Origin of the sequence: Euzebya pacifica, from assembly GCF_003344865.1 — a bacterium.
Classification (GTDB): domain Bacteria; phylum Actinomycetota; class Nitriliruptoria; order Euzebyales; family Euzebyaceae; genus Euzebya; species Euzebya pacifica.
In genome coordinates, this window is record NZ_CP031165.1 from 5618810 (window position 1) to 5635366 (window position 16557).

Consider the following 16557-nt stretch of genomic DNA (forward strand, 5'->3'; position numbering starts at 1 on the left):
TTCAAAAAAGCCTCAGGGCCTGTCGGGGTGTCCGGTCCATGGCTCGACCTCGCGGACCGTCCTGGGCGTCCGCGGGCCCTCGATGCCCCAGGCGATGACCCGGCGCAGGGCCTCGCGCACGATGCCACCGTGCATCTTGGACTGCCCCTCCTCCCGCTCGGAGAACGCGACCGGCACCTCGGCGATCCGGTAGCCGGCACGCCAGGTACGGATGGCGCCCTCGACCTGGAAGCTGTACCCCTCGGAGGTGATCGAGTCGATGCCGATCGCCCGGAGGGTGGAGGTGCGGTAGGCGCGATACCCCGCGGTCGCATCGGCGACAGGCAGGCCGGTCACGACCCGCACGTAGAGGTTGCCGAACCGCGAGAGGATCTTGCGGCCGATGCCCCAGCCGTGCGTCGAGCCGCCCGGGACGTAGCGGGAGCCGATGACCAGGTGGGCACCCTCCAGACCGGCCAGCAGGCGCGGCACGTCGGCGGGGTCGTGGGACAGGTCGGCATCCATCTCCACCAGGGCGTCGAAGTCGCGGGCCATGCCCCAGGCGAACCCGTCGCGGTAGGCCGAGCCCAGGCCCAGCTTGGCGCCGCGTTCCATCAGGTGGACGCGGGAGCCGGCCAGGGGGTGGGCCTTGACGATGTCGTCGGTCCCGTCGGCGGAGCCGTCGTCGACGACGAGGACCTCGGTCCGGTCGTCGGCGGCCGCGAAGAGGCGTTCGAGGACCGTCCCGATCGTCGCGGACTCCTCGTAGGTCGGCACGATCACGAGCGCACGGCGCGCGTTGGCGCCCGAACGTTGCTGCGGTTCCCCGAAATCTCCCATCAAGGCGGGGAAGCTACACCCGTCCACCCCTGTCCACGAGAGCGGGTGGCATGTCGATCGGCCGGGGGGAGGGCCTGCGACGATGGGTGACATGAGTGCAGAGGCCGCGGCCCGAAGCGCGCGCCGCGACAGCAGCACGCGCGCTGTTGTCATGGGCGGGATCGCGTCCGGGCTGGGCGCCTATGCGTTCACGATCCTCGGTGCCCGCGTGCTCGGCCAGCACGACTACGCCCCCGTCGGGGTCCTCTGGACGTTGCAGTACCTGATCCACACCGTCGGCCTGCTGTCGCTGGAGGCCTACGTCACCCGCACCGGCCGCCTCGGGCGTGGCCCGTGGACGTGGATCGCCGGGTTGGTGGTCGGGCTGACCACGCTGACGGCGGTGTTCGCGATGCCGCTGTTCGGCTCGACTGATCCCGTGTGGCCGCTGGCCGCGGGACTGATCGCGCTCGGCTTCGGCACCCACGTGGCCGCCCGTGGGCTGAGCGCCGCCGACGAACGGTTCACCGTCTACGGGATCCTGACCGGCAGCGAGTCGTTGCTGCGCCTGGCGATCGCGGTGGTGGCCATGCTGATCGCCCCTCGGGCCGAGGTGCTGGCGTTGACCCTGGCGGGTGGCGCGTTGGTCTCGGGCGCGTGGTGGGTGCTCGCTGGGCACGGCCCCAGGCGCCTGTTCGGACCGCGCCGGGCTCGCTCGCACGAGCGGAAGCCCACACGACAGGACGAGGTGACCTCACCGTCAGCGGACGCGACGACAGCTGGCCCGTCGGCGCGCCCCGTCGAGCCCGCGACGACCGCCACGCCGTTCCTCGCCAGCACGACCCTCGCCAACGCCATCGCCCAGGTCCTGCTGGCCGGTGGCCCGCTGGTCACGGCGCTGCTGGGGGCCGATCCGGCGGTGACCTCGATGGTGTTCGTCACCACGACGGCCGCCCGTGCCCCCCTGGTCCTGCTGTACTCCGGCCTGCTGGCCCGCGTCCTGCCGTACCTGCAGCAGGCCACGCACCAGCCGTCGTTGTTGTGGCCGCGGATCCGCAAGGTCATCCGCTACGGCCTCGTGGCGCTGCTGCCGGTCGCCGGCGCGGGATTCCTGCTCGGTCCGCCGCTGGTGGCCATCGCGTTCGGTGCCGACCTGCGGCCGAGCAGCGCCTTCGCCGGGTTGACCGCTGCAGCCGTCTTCCTGGCCTGCGCAGCGCTGCTGGCCAACCAGGTCGTCATCGCGCTCGACCGCCACGTCTCGTTGTCACCGCCGTGGCTCCTTGCCCTCGGTGTGGCCGCAGTCGTCATGCTCAGCGGGGCCGGAGGTGACCTGGCGATGCGGGCCGCCCTGGTCACCATCAGCGGCCTGACCGTCGCCGTGGCCGGCGTGACCACCCTCATCGTGCGGACCGTCCGGCCGTGACCGTGTCCGGGGGGACCTCGCCGGAGACGACCGACACCCAGGACGGCGCCGCGCCGCCGACCGATCGCGGGCGGACCGTGGCGCTGCTCGTGCTGGCGCTGGTGGCGGCGACAGTCGCCACGCAGCTGCGGTACAGCGGTGCCCCGCCATGGGCGACGGTCTGGGCCGAGGACGGCCGGCTGTTCCTGTTCGAGGCGTGGGACCTCGGGGCCCGGTCGCTGTGGCACCCCTATGCCGGTTACCTGCACACGGTGCCGCGGCTGCTGGCGCTGGTCGCCACCGTGCTGCCCGTCCGGCTGGTCGACGCCTGGTTCTCGCTGGCCTCCGGCGGGATCGTGGCCGGCCTGGCCACCTACGGCTGGTTCGCATCTGCCAGCCTGCTGACCACGCGCTGGGCACGAACGGCGCTGGCCGCCTTCGTCGTCCTGTGCAGCTGGGGGGCCTACGAGACGCTGGCCAACATCACCAACCTGCACTACTACCTGATGGCCGGCGGGGTGCTGGCCCTGGCCGACACCCGTGGCGGACGCGGTCGGCAGGCGCTGGGCAGCGTGGTCTGCCTCGCGGCGACGCTGTCCTCGATCTTCGCCCCGCTGCTGGGTCCGGTAGCCGCGTGGCGGCTGTGGCGTGACCGCCGGGCGCTGGGCGCTCCGACGCTGTGGCCGGTGTGGGCGACGATCGTGGGGACCGGCCTGCAGGCCGTCGCCGTGCTCGGCCGCATGCGCGCCGGTGAGTCCGTCGGTGACGCCGGTGGCGCGCCGCTCGACCTGATCTGGATCTACCTGCAGCGCGTCGTGACCGAGCTCGTGACCGGTCACACGGTCGGACGGCAGCTGTGGCTGTCGGTGGGTGCCGTCCTGGTGGTCGTGGTGGCGCTCGCCGTGGGTGCCGTGCTGGTCGCCGGCATCGTTCGCGAGCAGACGACGGCTGCCCGGGCCACGACCGTCGCGTTGGTGCTGGGCAGCATCACCTTCTTCGCGGCGCTGCTGTTCGTCCGCGGCCCGGATGTGCAGCTGGCCGTGACCTGGGACGGCGGGCACGTCCCGACGAACGGCGGACGCTACGCGCTGGTGCCGGGGATCCTGCTGGTCGTCGCGATCCTCCGCAGCCTCGAGGCCGTGCAGCTGCGACCCGGGCTGCTGGCCGGGGTCGTCACGCCGGGGCTGGTGCTGGGCGGGGTGCTGGTCCTGGCGATGTGGTCCTTCGACGCCCGCCCCGCGACGCTGCGGTCCGCCGGCCCCGCATGGAACGTCGAGGTCGACGTCGCCGAGGACGCCTGCACCTCACCGGAGGAGATCGCGCAGGTCGTGATCCCTCCCCGACAGGGCGACGCCGACTGGCGCGCCCCGCTCCGTTGCGCCGACCTCGGCGGCGGCTGACGGCCCGACGCTCGGCCGACGGTCTGAGGCTCGGCCGACGGTCACCCGCGTCCGAGCAGCCCCTTGAGCCGGTTGCTGACCCGTCGCTTGGTGTCCAGCAGCGCCTGCTCACGACGGGTGATCTGGCTGGTCACGAACCGCGGGTCGGGTTCGGGCTCGGGCCGGACGTGGTCGGTCGGCAGCACGAACCCCTCGTCGACGAGACGGGCCCGGTCGGCCGGGTCGAGGTCGCGGGGCATCCGGTGGAGCACCGCGAAGAACTCGAGGGTGTCCACGGCGGTGGGGTCGACGCTGGCCACCGTGAAGTCCGCGAGACCCAGGCGGGCGAGGACCTGCAGCTGGCGGACGAGGCTGCGCGGGGTGAACAGCCACACGTGGCAGTCCATGTAGGTGTCCTCGGTCATGGTGCGCACGGCCATGTGGTGGGCAGTCTCCAGCGGGAACATGGTCGTCTCCCTGCCCGGCCGACCGTCCCAGGCTGCTTGGGCGTCGACGGTGACCGCCTCGTGGTGGTGGTCGAAGACGGCCCTGACCGACGGTCGGGTGTCCCCGTGCTGGTGGGCCAGCAACATCTGTCCGACGGTCGTCGGTGGCCGCCGGGCGTCGAAGGAGTACCGCCGGTCGGGGATGGCCAACGACAGCCGGCCACCGTCGACCAGCACGTCGGCGATGTCGGCCAACCAGCCGATCAGGTCGGGCACGTGTTCGATGACATGCGAGGCCACGACCCAGTCGAACGGTCCTGCCGTCGCGGTGGCCTCGGCGAGCGACCGGGTCCGGTCCCCGACGACGAGCGGGAAGTCGACCTCGACGATGTCGTCGACCGGGGTGCCCGGGTGGGCCGCGTAGTACTCGCGCAGCCCGGGGGTGCGATGCACGTCGACGTAGCGGACGTCGCACTCCGCCTTCAACGCCACCGGCTGGTACAGCGGGCCGATCTCCAAGCCGCGACCCAGCTCCAGGTCGAGGGGCGCCAGGATGCGCTGGCGGCGGTGGAGGAGTGCGGCAGGATCCTGCGGTGGGCGTTCGACGGTCACGGACGGCAGTCTCTCGTGTCCACCAGCGGCCGGCGTCGACCGGATGATTCACCGCGCGCCCGAACGGGAACGGCAAGGCCATGACCCAGTACCGAGTGAACCAGGCAGGGGTCGACAAGGCCCGTGCGATGATCGACGCCAACCAGTACGACCTGGACGCCGAGTGGTCAGACGCCGCACCGTCCGCCGACGACGGCAACGACCAGATCGAGCGGCACGGCTACGACGGCTACGGCCAGTGGCACCTCGCCATCGACACCGGCGCGTCGGAGGACACCAAGGATCGCTACGGCTTCCCCTACGGCGACTTCAGCCGGGTGATCCGCAGCGCCCTGATCCACGCCAAGCAGCGCGCGTCCCAGAACGACCACACCGACGTCGAACGCACGGCCGACGAGCTGCTCCAGCATCTCGACGACGTCGCCGGCTGACCCGGCCCCCAGTCCAGCACGGCCAGCCAGGGGGCTGACCCGCCATCCACCCCGCGGCCGACCGGCGGATCAACCGCAGGGGGGACGCCGTCCGCAGCGGACTCGACGACACTCACCGCATGTCGCGAACCTCCCTCCTCCTGGTGATCGTCCTCTGCCTCGTCGCCGCCGCATGCACCGGCGCCGACGACGGTTCGGCGACCGAGACCGCCGAACCGACGGCCACGACCGAACCGTCGACCGTCCCGTCCGACGGTTCGTCCCCTGCCCCCTCCGAACCAGCAGGCGACGACGCGGCCACGGGCGCCTCACCCGAGTCGCACCTGGCGTGGTTCGTCTCGGAGGCGGCCCAGCCCGACATCGACGCGGCCGAGTACGAGGACCGCTTCGCCCAGGTCTTCCGTGACCAGGTGCCCCTCGAGCAGTTCACGGCCATCCTCGAGGACCTGTCCACCCTCGCCCCGTACACGACCGGCGAGGTCGAGGTGGTGGGCCCCCAGCTGGTGGGCCAGCTGACCGGCAGCGACGGCACCGGCCTGATCGTCACCCTGTCGGTGGATGCCGACGGCCGCATGGACGGCCTGCTGGTCCAGCCGGGCGAACCGCCGGAGCTCGAGGACCCGCCCGCGACGCTCGACGAGGTCGGGCAGCGCCTCCAGGCGATCGGCACGACCACCTTCCTGGCCGCCGACGTCCAGCAGGCCGGGGACCGGGTGGAGTGTGTGTCGTTGGCGTCAGTGGGCGGCGACACCCCCGCCCCGATCGGGTCGGCGTTCAAGCTGTACGTGCTCGGGGCGCTGGCCGACGCGGTCGAGGCCGGAACACTTCGGTGGGATGACGAACTGACCATCACCGCCGAGCTGAAGAGCCTGCCGAGCGGGGTCCTGCAGCAGCGCGAGGACGGATCGACCGTCACCGTGCAGGAGGCCGCCGAGCTGATGATCTCGATCTCCGACAACACCGCCACCGACCTGCTGATCGACGCGGTCGGCCGCGAGTCGGTCGAAGCGGCGCAGGCCGCCTACGGACACGCCGACCCGTCGCTCAACATCCCCTTCATCACGACCCGGGAGCTGTTCGCCCTGAAGACCGCCGAGCCTGCGCTGCAGGACGCGTTCCTCACCGGCGACGACGAGGCACAGCGATCGATCCTCGCCGACCTGGCCACGGTGCCGCTGGCCGACATCCCGGTCGAGGCGTTCCTCGACGACCCCGTCCGGCCCGACGAGCTGGAGTGGTTCGCCTCCCCCGCCGACCTGTGCCGTGCGCTCGCCCTGCTGATGGATCGGGCCGAGGACGCCGGGCTGGCCCCGGTCGCCGAGATCCTGACGGCCAACCCGGGCGCGCCGGACGAGGACGAACGATGGGCGCGGGTGGCGTTCAAGGGCGGGTCCGAACCCGGTCTGATCACCCTGGCCTGGCTGCTGGAGGATGCCGACGGCCGCCGCTTCGCCATCACCGGGTCCGTGGTGGATCCCGACGAGGCGTTCGACCCGGGCGAGGCGATCCTGCTGATGGCCGAGGCCCGTTCGCTGATCGGCTGACCCGGCTGGGGGCCGGCGACGCGGTCAGATCGCGGCGAACCAGCCCATGGCGCCGCGGTGGGCGATCGCGTGCTGGTGGGGGTGGAACATGTACCGGCCGCGTTCGGACAGCGTGAACTCCAGGATCGCCCGGTCCATCTGGCCGAGCGTGACGACGTCATGGGTGAACGCCGGCGATTCGCCGATGCCTGCCGGGTAGACGTCGAAGGTCTCGGCGTGCAGGTGGAACGACGCGACCGGGTCGAACTCGGTCGCGTTGACGACGTAGGCCCGGACCGGTTCACCGGCCGGCAGCTTGATCGGGAACTTCTCGTAGAACCCGGCGATACCGTTCCAGGCGTAGACCTCGTTGCGCCCGTCCTCGTCGAGGTCGAACCCCGACAGCAGCAGCGCCACCTCGTGGGCAGGGGGTCGGCCACCCGGTGGGTCGACGACCAGCATCCCGTACAGCCCGCGGGCGATGTGGCGATCGATCGGCATCGTGTGGCAGTGGTAGGGGTGCACCCCCGCCGGTCCGGCGATGATCTCGTAGACGGTCTCGCCGCCGGGCGGCACGGGTTCCCAGCCGTCGTGGAACGGTGAGTGGCGTCCGTGGAAGTGCAGGTTGTGGTCGTGACCGGTGGCGTTGCGGAACCGGACGCGGATCGTCTCGCCCTCGGTGGCACGGATGATCGGACCGGGCACGGTGCCGTTGTAGGTCCAGGCCTGCAGCGTGTGGCTGCGGCTGATCCGGTGGCTGCGTTCGACCACGTCGATCTCGACCTCGACGGTGCCGGTCGTCGGGGGCGGCGGGACCGTCAGACCATCCAGCGCGGCCTCGGTGACGTCCTCGGGTGCGGCGTACGGGCCGCCGTAGGGGCCTGCTGCCGCGCCCACGGGCAGCTCGGCCGACATGGCACCCGGGTTGGCCGTGGCGTACCCATCTGCGGCGGAGTGGGCGACGTGACCGGCCTCGGTCGCCCCGGTGACCGGCGCGGCGGCCTGGGCCCCCTGTGCGTGGGTGATGGCGTGGGTGCTGACCGCACCGATGGCCATGCCACCCCCGAGGACCGACAGGCCCCCACCACCGAGGCTGCGCAGTGCCTGTCGGCGGCCCAGCCGGCGCCGCCCGCGACCGTCGGCGGTGGACGGATCGACCGGGTCGGCGGTGGCGTCGATGTCGTCGGCCGGCGTCTCCTCCACCTCCTCGGTCATCGTGTCAGACCACCCCACCGATCAGGAGGGCCCCGACGGCGACGAGCAGCCACACCAGCGTGCCACCGACGGCGACCAGCAGTCGACGGCGCCAGGACCAGCCGTCGGCCGCAAGCCCGGTGTACGCGATCACCCCGACAGTTGGCCATCCGATCGCCACGAGCGACCAGCCGGCCTTCTGCCATGCAGCCTTCTCGCCGCGCCACAGGCGTGCGAGGGCCCAGAGGCCGCCGAGCAGCCAGACGAGCACCGGGATCCACCACAGCAGCGCCCCGTACAGCACCGGCCAGAAGCCCCCGTCCAGCGGGATGCCGAACAGGGTGGTGCGGCCCTCGGCGATGTCGATGCCGTCCGGCATCGCCGGGGTGACGATGGTGTCGGGGTCGAAGTCGAGGCTCGCGAACACGTCGACCGCCGGCACGACGGGGGCGTCCACACCACCGGGCAGCTGGGCGAAGTCCATCTCGGGCTTCGGGGCCTCGCCGTGCTCGAGCTGGGGGTTCTGGCCGGCGTTGACCTGGGCGATCCGGGCAAGCGGATCGGACGCCGTCGCCAGGCCGTACCAGAGCGGCAGGTTGATGCCGTCGCAGCTGTGGAGCGTCCCGGCCAGGAACGGCAGCGTCGTGTCGGCGTCGTTGCCGGCGATGCACGACCCCTCCTCCAGCGGGCCGCCCAGAGCCAGGTCGGACCGGCCGGACCCGCGGATGACGTTGTCGCGGATCTCGTTGCCGCCCGACGGCCAGAACTGCTCGTCGATCATCGACACGACCTGCACGCCGGAGGTCGGACTGTTGACGATCAGGTTGTTGCGCACCACCGCGTCACGGACACCCGCGAGCACGACCCCGTTGCCGTACGCGGACCATTCGGCGGTGCGGTTGGGTGCCCGGTCCACCTCACCGTTGTCGTGGATCCAGTTGCCGGCGATGACGACGTTGTTGGCCGGGGGCAGCAGCTCGGAATCCAGCGTGTTGGGGACGATGCCGGCGACGTTGTGTCGCCACTCGGAGTTGACGATCCAGATGTTGCCCGACGCGTTGGTGCCGGAGTAGCCCAGGCCGTTGAACTCCGCCACGACGTCGGTGACGACGGCGTTGCACGGGTCGCACTGGCCGATGTAGTAGCCGGCGTCCCACGAGCCCGAGGCGTAGCTGTGCTCGAACAGCCCGTCGACGGAGTCGAAGGCGTAGATGCCGTAGACCCAGTCGTCGATGGCGGTCAGGTAGGAGCCGCGGTACCCCGTGACCCCGTTCCAGAAGAAGCCGTTGACGGTGTAGCCGCGGGCGGTGATGTTCTCGATGGCCACGCCGTCGGCGGTGACCGCGAAGCCGTTCTCGCGGGTCAGCTCGCCGTCGAGGATGACCTCGTTGCGGTCGGTGCCGCGGATGACCAGCCCGGGGGTGGTCACCGACACCGCTTCCTTGTAGACGCCGGGACCGATCAGGACCAGGTCGCCCGGATCGGCGGCGTCGACGGCGTTCTGGATCGTCGGGTGGTCCTCGGGCACGCGTCGGGTCTCGCCGGTCCATTCGGCCGGCGCGTCGGACTGGTCCGCGGCCACCGCCACCGGGTCGGCGACGTCACCGACCACCAGCGTGCCGACCATGCCCTGCCAGCTACCCTCCTCGTCCTGCGTGGCATGCAGGGAGCAGTAGTAGGCGTACAGGCCGGGTTCGTCGATCGTCAGCGTCCAGTCGTCACCCGGCTCGGTGTTCTCCCCGGACTCGTCGACGGAGAGGAAGGACCCGTCGTCGGCGATGACGTTGTGGGGGACACGTCCGGCGTTGCGGAAGCGGACCGGTTCGCCGGGATCGACCTCGACAACGGCAGGGGCGTAGGTGTTGTCCAGCATGCGAACCTCGACCTCGTCGGCAGACGCACCGTTGCAGGCGGCGGCCAGCAGTGCACCGAGGAGGACGAGTGCACGCGTTCGGCGTAGGCGTTGCACGCCGGCAACCTAGGCAGCCGGGTCGACAACTGTCAACGGTCTCCACTTCTTCGGGCCGACGGCCGTGTCGATCGAGGCGTCAGGGTCCGGTCGTGGCCTGGACCTGGGTGACCACGTCGTCGGCGATGACGGTCAGGTCACCGAGGACGATCAGGCTGGGGTCACTGACGCCGTTGTCGACCAGGTACTGCTCGGTCTCGGCCGGCAGGGACGTGGCCCGGACGCCCAGCTGCGGGGCGCCGAGGCGGACGCTGAGCGGGGACGCCGCGAGCGCCAGGGCCCAGCCGAGGTCGAACTCGAGGTTGGACAGCACGAAGGCCCCCTGCGTGGCCCGGTCGCCCCACAGCTGGGTGGCGACGGCCGCTGCGGTGGCGTGGCGGTTCGCGCCGGCCACGCGGACACCACCGGGAAGCTGACCGAACACCGCGTCGGAGACCACCGCGGTCCCGCCGGGGACGTTGGTGGTCGTCGTGCCGTACCGCGCCAGGGCATCGCTGGTCTGCTGGGGCAGGTCGTCGGTGCCGGTCAGCAGCACGGGCGCACCGACCGCGGCGGCCAGGGCCCCGGCGGTCACGGCGTCGGGCCAGTCATTGGCGAACGCCACAACGGCCGAGTCGGTGTCGGGGTTCTCGGCCACGACGACGTCGGAGATGGCCACGGCCGTGTCGACACGCCCGGGTCCGGCCAGTCGTTCGACCACGAACCCCGCGTCCGTCACGGCCTGTGCAGCCGCGCTTGACACCGCGGCGGTGCCACCGACGACGCGCACGGTGGCGCCGTCGGGCAACGCCCGCTCGATCTCGGCGAGCGTGGCGTCGTTGATCGGCTGGCCCTCGCCGCCCTCGGTGAACAGGATGCAGGAGTGGTCACCGGCCAGGGGCGCCCCGGCGAGGGTGTCGGCGAAGACGTCGTTGCGGGCCAGCACGACCGTGCGGGCCTTGTCGTCGCCGAAGAGGTACTGGCACAGCTCGATGGCGATCTCGATGGGGTCACCGGAGATCCCATCGAGCCGGGCTTCTCCCGAGCCGTAGGCCACCAGGACCGGCAGGGAGGGGGAGTCAGCGGTGCGGTGGATGGCGTAGAGCCGGCCGTCGGGCAGGATCGGACCGAGCGTCGCCTCGCCGACGACGCCGTCGCCGAGGAAGTCCTCGGCGTCGGGTGACTGGAAGATCCGCTGGCCGGTGGCCCCGTCGTGGATCTCCAGCGGCACCCCGCCGAAGGTCGAGGTGTAGACCCTGCCAGCGGCGTCGACGACCAGCTGGTTGGCGTTGTTGGAGAACCCGTCGAGCTCGGCGGTCCACACGAACGACCCGTCGTCGAGGTCGAAGGCGATCAGCGTGTCCGAGGCGTTGAGGACCACGTTGCCCGCGGCGACGGCCATGCGACCGAAGCGGTCGAACGGGTCGCCCTCACCGCCGCCGGTGACGACCCACTGCTGGTCGAGGGTGTCGGGGTCCAGCGACACGACCCGTGGGGGGTCGTCGTGACCGCCGAGGTTGCGCGTGTGGACCAGGACCTGGGTCCCCGTGTGCAGCAGGCCGTCCTCGACGAAGGACGTCCCCGGTACGACGGCGACGGCGAGCACGGCACCGGTCGCCACGTCGATCGCGACGATCTGGATGAGGCGTGGGTCGCTGCCGTCGATCTGCTGCCCGACATACGCAGTGGTGCCGTCGGGGGACAGGACCACGCGATCGAGCCCCTGGTCGTCGTCGACGTCGGCGGGCCGATAGGTCCAGGCCCGGGTCATCGGTGTCGTGGTCGTGTCGATGCCCACCACGGCGTCGTCGTCGGCACGGGTGTAGGCGACCAGGATCCCGCCTGCGCCGAGCCGCAGCTCGTTCTGGCACTCGTTGAGCCGTCGTTCGCCCTCCACGTCCGGGGAGGTGTAGCGGTTGACGATCTGGCCGGTGGCGGCGTCGATCTCGACTGGATCGGAGGAGAAGTTGTTGACCCCCGACGTGTCGGAGTTGGCGACCAACGTCGCGAAGATCCGGCCGTCATCGGTGGCCGTCGGGAGGCAGGTGCTCTCGATGTCGTCCAGCGTCCAGGCGACGTTGCCGTCGGCCGTGTCCAGCGCGACCAGCCGGTCGATGACGTCGCCGTTGACCTCGACGGTGTTGCCCAGCAGGACGTGCCCTTCGCTGTCGGCGACGAGACGTCGGTCGCGTGGAGGGTTGGTGAGCGCGTCGAACGCGACGACGTAGTCGGGTCCGGGAAGGACTGGTCCGACGCCCTCGAAGGCCTGGCTGCCCGCGGGCGTGCCGTCGGGCGACCCGCCGGTGGTCAGCGAGACCTGTCGGGTCGATGCCGGCGGCCGTGCGGCCGCGGGCAACACGGCAAGGACGGTCACGACGGCGGTGAACACGGCAATCAGGCGAACGCGCATGGGGCCTCTCGTGGCCACGTTCGTCGGAAACTGCAGAGGTGGCCGGGTCGCTTCCGAAGGCACCCTAGACGACTGGTTCGCCGAGTCCGGGCCCGTCAAGACTCTCGTGTTCTCCATGATCGTCCCTTGGATCGTGGCCTACGGTGCGGTCATGGAGCACTTCGAGGCGTCTGCCCTGACCCACATGCTCGTGGTCGCCGACACGGCGGCCAGCCGCGACTGGTACGTGTCGGTGCTGGACGCGGAAGTCACCGGCGAGTACGGGTCCTCGGTGTTGCTCCGCCTGCTGGACAGCTGGCTGCTGCTGGTCGAGGGCGGCGGCCCCGACGAGGGCAAACCAGCTGTTGAGCTCGTCCCGCCGGCCGACCCGGACCGGGTCAGCGCGCAGATGATCTTCCGTGTTGCGGACTGCCGCGGGCTGTACGACCTGCTGCGCGAACGGGGTGCCTCGTTCCTTGCCCCGCCACACGTGCGGGAGGGGGAGACGCGGGCGTTCTTCCGCGACCCCGACGGCCACCTCTTCGAGATCTCCCAGCTCACCTGACGGGGTCGACTGAAGGGGGTTCACGTCAGGTCCACGCGGGCGTACGGTGGACGTGGGCCTGCTGCGTCGCGGCGACCCGGTAGCCGACAACCGGAGGGACTGTCATGGCCGAACTCGACCTCGTCATCGAGCGCTACCAAGCGCGACTCGACGCGCGCGACATCGAAGGGCTCCTCGCGCTGCAGGCGCCGGATGCCACGATGATGTGGCTGCCCGTCGGCACCTTCACCGGACGTGATGCGATTCGCGGGGCGCTGGAGATGTTGTTCACCGCCTTCCCCGACTTCGAGCGGACGAAGGACTCCATGATCAGCCAGGGAAACACGGTGGCCCTGGAGTTCATGGCGACCGGCACGTTCACCGGTGGACCGTTCGACGGCTACCAGCCGACAGGGGCGTCGGGTGAGGTCATCGGCAGCGAGCTGATCACCGTCGACGATGACGGGATGATCATGTCGACCCGCACGTACTGGGATGGGATGCAGATGGCACGCGAGCTGGGCCTGATGCCCGACGAGGACTCGATCCTCGACCGCGGCCTCCACGGGGCGCTCAACGTCATGACCCGCGCCCGCCGCGTCATCCGTCTGTAGCTCCGTCCAGCGCACCCACCCCCTGGCCTTGGTCGCACCTTGCAGCGACAACGGACGAGTCGGGGTTGTCCAGCTGCGCGAGTCCGCGCAGGCAGGGTCCGCACGGGCAGGGCGGACTCGACGGTCGATGGCCCTGCGGGGCCCGGCGGTCATGCGGCTTCCGCGGGTGGGTCGCGGCTGATCTCCACGCCGGTTTGGGTGGTCCAGGTGCGTTGGCCGGGTGGGCCGAGCAACCGGTAGTGACGTCGGGATTTCTGTCGGTGGTGGGTGGTGCACAGCCAGGCAAGGTCGGACAGTCGGGTCTGTTTGGTGATGGCCCAGCCGGTGACGTGGTCGATCTCCAACAGGTGGTCGGCGGTGAGCCGGGCACCTCGCACTGGTAGCCGCGGGCTTCCAGGGCGGTGCGTTGGTGGGCGGTGACCTGCCTGCCGAGGTGGGCCACACAGGTATCGGTGCCGTTGGTGATGACATAGGCGACGTGGGCGTCGGGGATCTGCTCGCGCACGGCGGACAGGGCGACCCGACCGATGCCGGCGATCTCGCAGGTCTCCCCATCAGCGAGTTCGCCGCGGACCAGCGCGGAGCCGTCGACGCGGATGATGACCTTGGTCTGCCGACCCGTCCGACGCGGGCGACGAACAACGGTCTCGCCGTCCTCGGCCGTACCGGTGGCCGGCGTCTCAGCCGCCCCCTTGGGGGTGGGGCCCGCGTCGCCGTCCGCAGTGCGGCCTTCGAGCAGGTTGAGGAGGGCGTCGAACCGGTAGCAGGCGTCGTCCTCTCGTTGGCCGGCGGCGTGTGCGGTCCGAAACACTGCGTCGTGCTCGCCCCGGAGCGCCGCCTCGATCCGGGCCCCCAGGTCGCCGGGGCCGGACAGGAACGCCTTCCATTCGCCGTCGGTTTCGGTCCAGGACCGGAACGCCCGCCGGGCCAGGTGCCGACGTCGGGTCGTTTCCCGGTCCGGGTCGGCTGCGGTGCGGATGTCACGGGCCTTCTTGCGCAGCTCCGGCAACGTCTGGGTGGTGGCATCGACGATCAGCTCGCCCGCCTTCTCCGGCGCATCAGCCACCGTTTCGGAGACGACGACGGCCTGATCGGTCGACAGGGTCCCGTCGGTGACGGCCTTGTCCACGTCGGGCTGGTCGACCAGCTGGGACGAGGTCTTCAACATCTTCTTGGCGGCTGCGGTGGAGGTGCCGGTGGCGGTGGCGATCAACGTCGCCGCATCCTTGACCCCGGTCGTTTCGTGTGCGGACGTCTCGGCGGCGCGTCGGGCGGCCCGGGTGAGCATGCCGTCGACCAGCCGACCCGCACGTCCGAGGTCCACCACCAGTCCTGCCACGTCGGTGTCGGGGATCTGGTCGGGGTCGAACCGGCTGGCGAGGGTGTGGAGGTGTGTGACCAGCTCGGTCACCTCACCCGCCTCAACCACCCCTTGCCCACCCATGCCCCGACCCCACTTCTCGATGTCTCGATCGTGTGTTCGAGTATACCGCATCGACGTCTCGGATCGCCTGTTTCCCCAGCTCAAACGGCATTTCGAACGAAATATCAGTGGTGATCATCTCCGCTTCGTGGCTGGTGTTGGACCGTGTCATCCAATGGGGGTAATGACCCGACACACGCAACAGATGTGCCTCTATACAGAAGGCCCCGAGCGCTACGGTCCGGCCCGAAACCCCGACCCCGACCTGGAGGCACGACGGTGACGACCCGATGGGTGGCGCTGCTGCGGGGCATCGCCCCGATGCACCCGAACCAGAAGAGCGCGGACTTGCGAGGCGCCTGCGAAGCAGCCGGGTTCACACGGGTCGCCTCGATCCAGTCCAGCGGAAACCTCGTCTTCGATGCCGACACCGACGAGCCCCACGAGGTCAGCCGCCGGCTGGAGCGCACGTGGACCGGACGGCTCGGGTTCACGTCCAGGACCTTCGTGCGCACCCCGGACGAGCTGCAGTCCCTCGTCGACCTGCGGCCCTACGGCGACCAGGAGCACGGCCCCGCTGCCTACCAGCTGGTCACGTTCTTCGACGTGCCGCCGAGGCTCGACTTCACGATTCCCCACGAGGTCGAGCCACACGGCCTCCGGGTGGTCCACGCCACACCAACTGAGCTGTTCACCGTCAACGACACATCCATCGGCAAGGGCACGCCGTCGGTCATGGCCTGGCTGCAGAAGACCTTCGGCAAGGAGCTGACCTCTCGCACGTTCCCCACGCTGTCGCGCATCCTGAAGAAGTGCTGAGGCCGGCCAGCACCTACCCTGCCCGGCCATGAGCCTCCCCCTTCGCGCCGCGATGATCCCGAGCAACGACGTCAGCGAGGAACGGCTGCGCGAGCTGTGGCGACTGCGGCTGGAGATGCTGACGCTCACGCGGTCCGAGGAACAGGACTGGGAGGAGTTCCAAACGGCGGTGGTGGGTCCCGACCGATTCGTGTTCGTGTTCACCGACCCCGAGGACACTGCCCAGGGGTTCTTCACCATCGCGATGCTGCCGGTGAACGTCGACGACCGGCGCATGCTGCTGATGTTCTCGAAGTTCTTCTACTTCCGGTCGGCGTACCGCGGACACCCCAAGACGATCCTCGTCCCCTGGAAGCTGGTTCCGGTGGCCCTGCGACGGTTCGGGTTCCGCAGCCTCCACTTCGTCACCACCGCGTTCCCGCAGAGCTACGTCTCGCTGACCCGCACGGCCGGTCGGACCTGGTCGCTACGAGAGGATGCCGCACCGCGGTGGGCCAAGAAGGCGCTGGTGGCGTTCGGCACCGCCTTCTATCCCAACACCTTCGACCCGTCCCAGGGGTTGGTCAGCGGAGCCAACGTCGCCGACTCCGACTCCCTGCCACGCTCGGAGGAGGCCCGGCGACTGGCCGAACGCTACGAACGACTCAACCCCGGTTGGCGGGACGGCACGACCCTGCCGATCCTGTTCTCCGTCGACACACGGCTGATCCGTCACAACCTGACCCGCGTGATCCGTCGAACCCTCCGCCGCTGACAGGGGCCCGGCTCAGCCGCCGGCGGCGCTCTCGTCCTGCGGCCATCCCCGGGCTGGCCGTTCGTTGCGACCCGGTGGCGCCTCGGTGACGGCGTGGGCGACCAAGCCGCTGGCGACCAGCGCAACGATCACCCGTGACACGGACAGCGTCGATAAGACCGCCGTTGCGGTCAGCGCGGCTGCCCAGAGGCCCAGCAGGACGACGAGTCCCCTCCCACGTGTCGTCTTCGATCCCTTCACGAGCCCTCCCCGAGTATTCGCTGTGCTGGTCGATTCGACCC

15 protein-coding genes are annotated in these 16557 nt (G+C 70.7%); 8 read left to right on the forward strand and 7 right to left on the reverse strand.

Annotated features, from left to right (window positions below; genetic code table 11):
- Nucleotides 1-12: 12 nt before the first annotated feature.
- Nucleotides 13-819: a polyprenol monophosphomannose synthase gene (locus DVS28_RS24325; protein ID WP_114593766.1), complete on the reverse strand. Its 807-nt coding sequence runs from the start codon at nt 817-819 to the stop codon at nt 13-15.
- A 91-nt stretch (nt 820-910) separates the two neighbouring features.
- Here DVS28_RS24325 and DVS28_RS24330 point away from each other — a divergent pair, with 91 nt between their 5' ends.
- Both DVS28_RS24330 and DVS28_RS24335 read left to right on the forward strand, forming a co-directional pair.
- Nucleotides 911-2221: a hypothetical protein gene (locus DVS28_RS24330; RefSeq protein WP_164710986.1), complete on the forward strand. Its 1311-nt coding sequence runs from the start codon at nt 911-913 to the stop codon at nt 2219-2221.
- Nucleotides 2218-3600 carry a hypothetical protein gene (locus tag DVS28_RS24335; RefSeq protein ID WP_114593768.1) on the forward strand — a complete coding sequence of 461 codons (1383 nt, stop codon included), beginning with the start codon at nt 2218-2220 and terminating at the stop codon, nt 3598-3600. Before DVS28_RS24330 ends, DVS28_RS24335 begins: the two co-directional genes overlap by 4 nt.
- Nucleotides 3601-3641: 41 nt before the next feature.
- Here DVS28_RS24335 and DVS28_RS24340 read toward each other — a convergent pair whose 3' ends face one another.
- A complete protein-coding gene (locus DVS28_RS24340; RefSeq protein ID WP_164710987.1) occupies nt 3642-4637 on the reverse strand; it encodes a methyltransferase domain-containing protein in 996 nt (331 codons plus the stop codon).
- An 80-nt stretch (nt 4638-4717) separates the two neighbouring features.
- Here DVS28_RS24340 and DVS28_RS24345 point away from each other — a divergent pair, with 80 nt between their 5' ends.
- Together DVS28_RS24345 and DVS28_RS24350 are read left to right on the forward strand one after the other, a co-directional pair.
- Nucleotides 4718-5068: a hypothetical protein gene (locus tag DVS28_RS24345; RefSeq protein ID WP_114593770.1), complete on the forward strand. Its 351-nt coding sequence runs from the start codon at nt 4718-4720 to the stop codon at nt 5066-5068.
- Between the two features lie 119 nt (nt 5069-5187).
- A complete protein-coding gene (locus tag DVS28_RS24350) occupies nt 5188-6612 on the forward strand; it encodes a serine hydrolase (protein ID WP_114593771.1) in 1425 nt (474 codons plus the stop codon).
- A gap of 24 nt (nt 6613-6636) precedes the next feature.
- Here the strand turns inward: DVS28_RS24350 and DVS28_RS24355 are convergent, their stop codons facing one another.
- The 3 genes from DVS28_RS24355 to DVS28_RS24365 all read right to left on the reverse strand — a co-directional run bounded on the left by DVS28_RS24355 (nt 6637) and on the right by DVS28_RS24365 (nt 12143).
- A complete protein-coding gene (locus DVS28_RS24355) occupies nt 6637-7806 on the reverse strand; it encodes a multicopper oxidase domain-containing protein (protein ID WP_216826277.1) in 1170 nt (389 codons plus the stop codon).
- 4 nt (nt 7807-7810) lie between these two features.
- A complete protein-coding gene (locus tag DVS28_RS24360; protein WP_114593772.1) occupies nt 7811-9754 on the reverse strand; it encodes a right-handed parallel beta-helix repeat-containing protein in 1944 nt (647 codons plus the stop codon).
- Between the two features lie 79 nt (nt 9755-9833).
- A complete protein-coding gene (locus tag DVS28_RS24365) occupies nt 9834-12143 on the reverse strand; it encodes a cell wall-binding repeat-containing protein (RefSeq protein ID WP_164710988.1) in 2310 nt (769 codons plus the stop codon).
- A gap of 115 nt (nt 12144-12258) precedes the next feature.
- On the opposite strand from DVS28_RS24365, the gene DVS28_RS24370 reads away from it, so the two are divergent.
- A complete protein-coding gene (locus DVS28_RS24370; RefSeq protein ID WP_216826278.1) occupies nt 12259-12687 on the forward strand; it encodes a VOC family protein in 429 nt (142 codons plus the stop codon).
- A 104-nt stretch (nt 12688-12791) separates the two neighbouring features.
- Nucleotides 12792-13280 (forward strand): ester cyclase, encoded by a 489-nt coding sequence (locus tag DVS28_RS24375; RefSeq protein WP_114593774.1) that lies wholly within the window; start codon nt 12792-12794, stop codon nt 13278-13280.
- On the opposite strand, the gene DVS28_RS24380 is transcribed toward DVS28_RS24375, so the two are convergent.
- On the reverse strand, nt 13267-14691 hold the full coding sequence (locus DVS28_RS24380; protein WP_164710989.1) for a hypothetical protein: 1425 nt from the start codon (nt 14689-14691) through the stop codon (nt 13267-13269). The two genes, DVS28_RS24375 and DVS28_RS24380, sit on opposite strands and share 14 nt — an antisense overlap.
- A gap of 291 nt (nt 14692-14982) precedes the next feature.
- Between DVS28_RS24380 and DVS28_RS24385 the strand changes: the two genes are divergently transcribed.
- Both DVS28_RS24385 and DVS28_RS24390 read left to right on the forward strand, forming a co-directional pair.
- The gene (locus DVS28_RS24385) at nt 14983-15522 is read left to right on the forward strand and encodes a DUF1697 domain-containing protein (RefSeq protein ID WP_164710990.1); all 540 of its coding nucleotides are present in this window, start codon (nt 14983-14985) and stop codon (nt 15520-15522) included.
- 28 nt (nt 15523-15550) lie between these two features.
- Nucleotides 15551-16276 carry a hypothetical protein gene (locus DVS28_RS24390; RefSeq protein ID WP_164710991.1) on the forward strand — a complete coding sequence of 242 codons (726 nt, stop codon included), beginning with the start codon at nt 15551-15553 and terminating at the stop codon, nt 16274-16276.
- 12 nt (nt 16277-16288) lie between these two features.
- Here the strand turns inward: DVS28_RS24390 and DVS28_RS30070 are convergent, their stop codons facing one another.
- A complete protein-coding gene (locus DVS28_RS30070; protein ID WP_281273500.1) occupies nt 16289-16417 on the reverse strand; it encodes a hypothetical protein in 129 nt (42 codons plus the stop codon).
- Nucleotides 16418-16557: the final 140 nt, after the last annotated feature.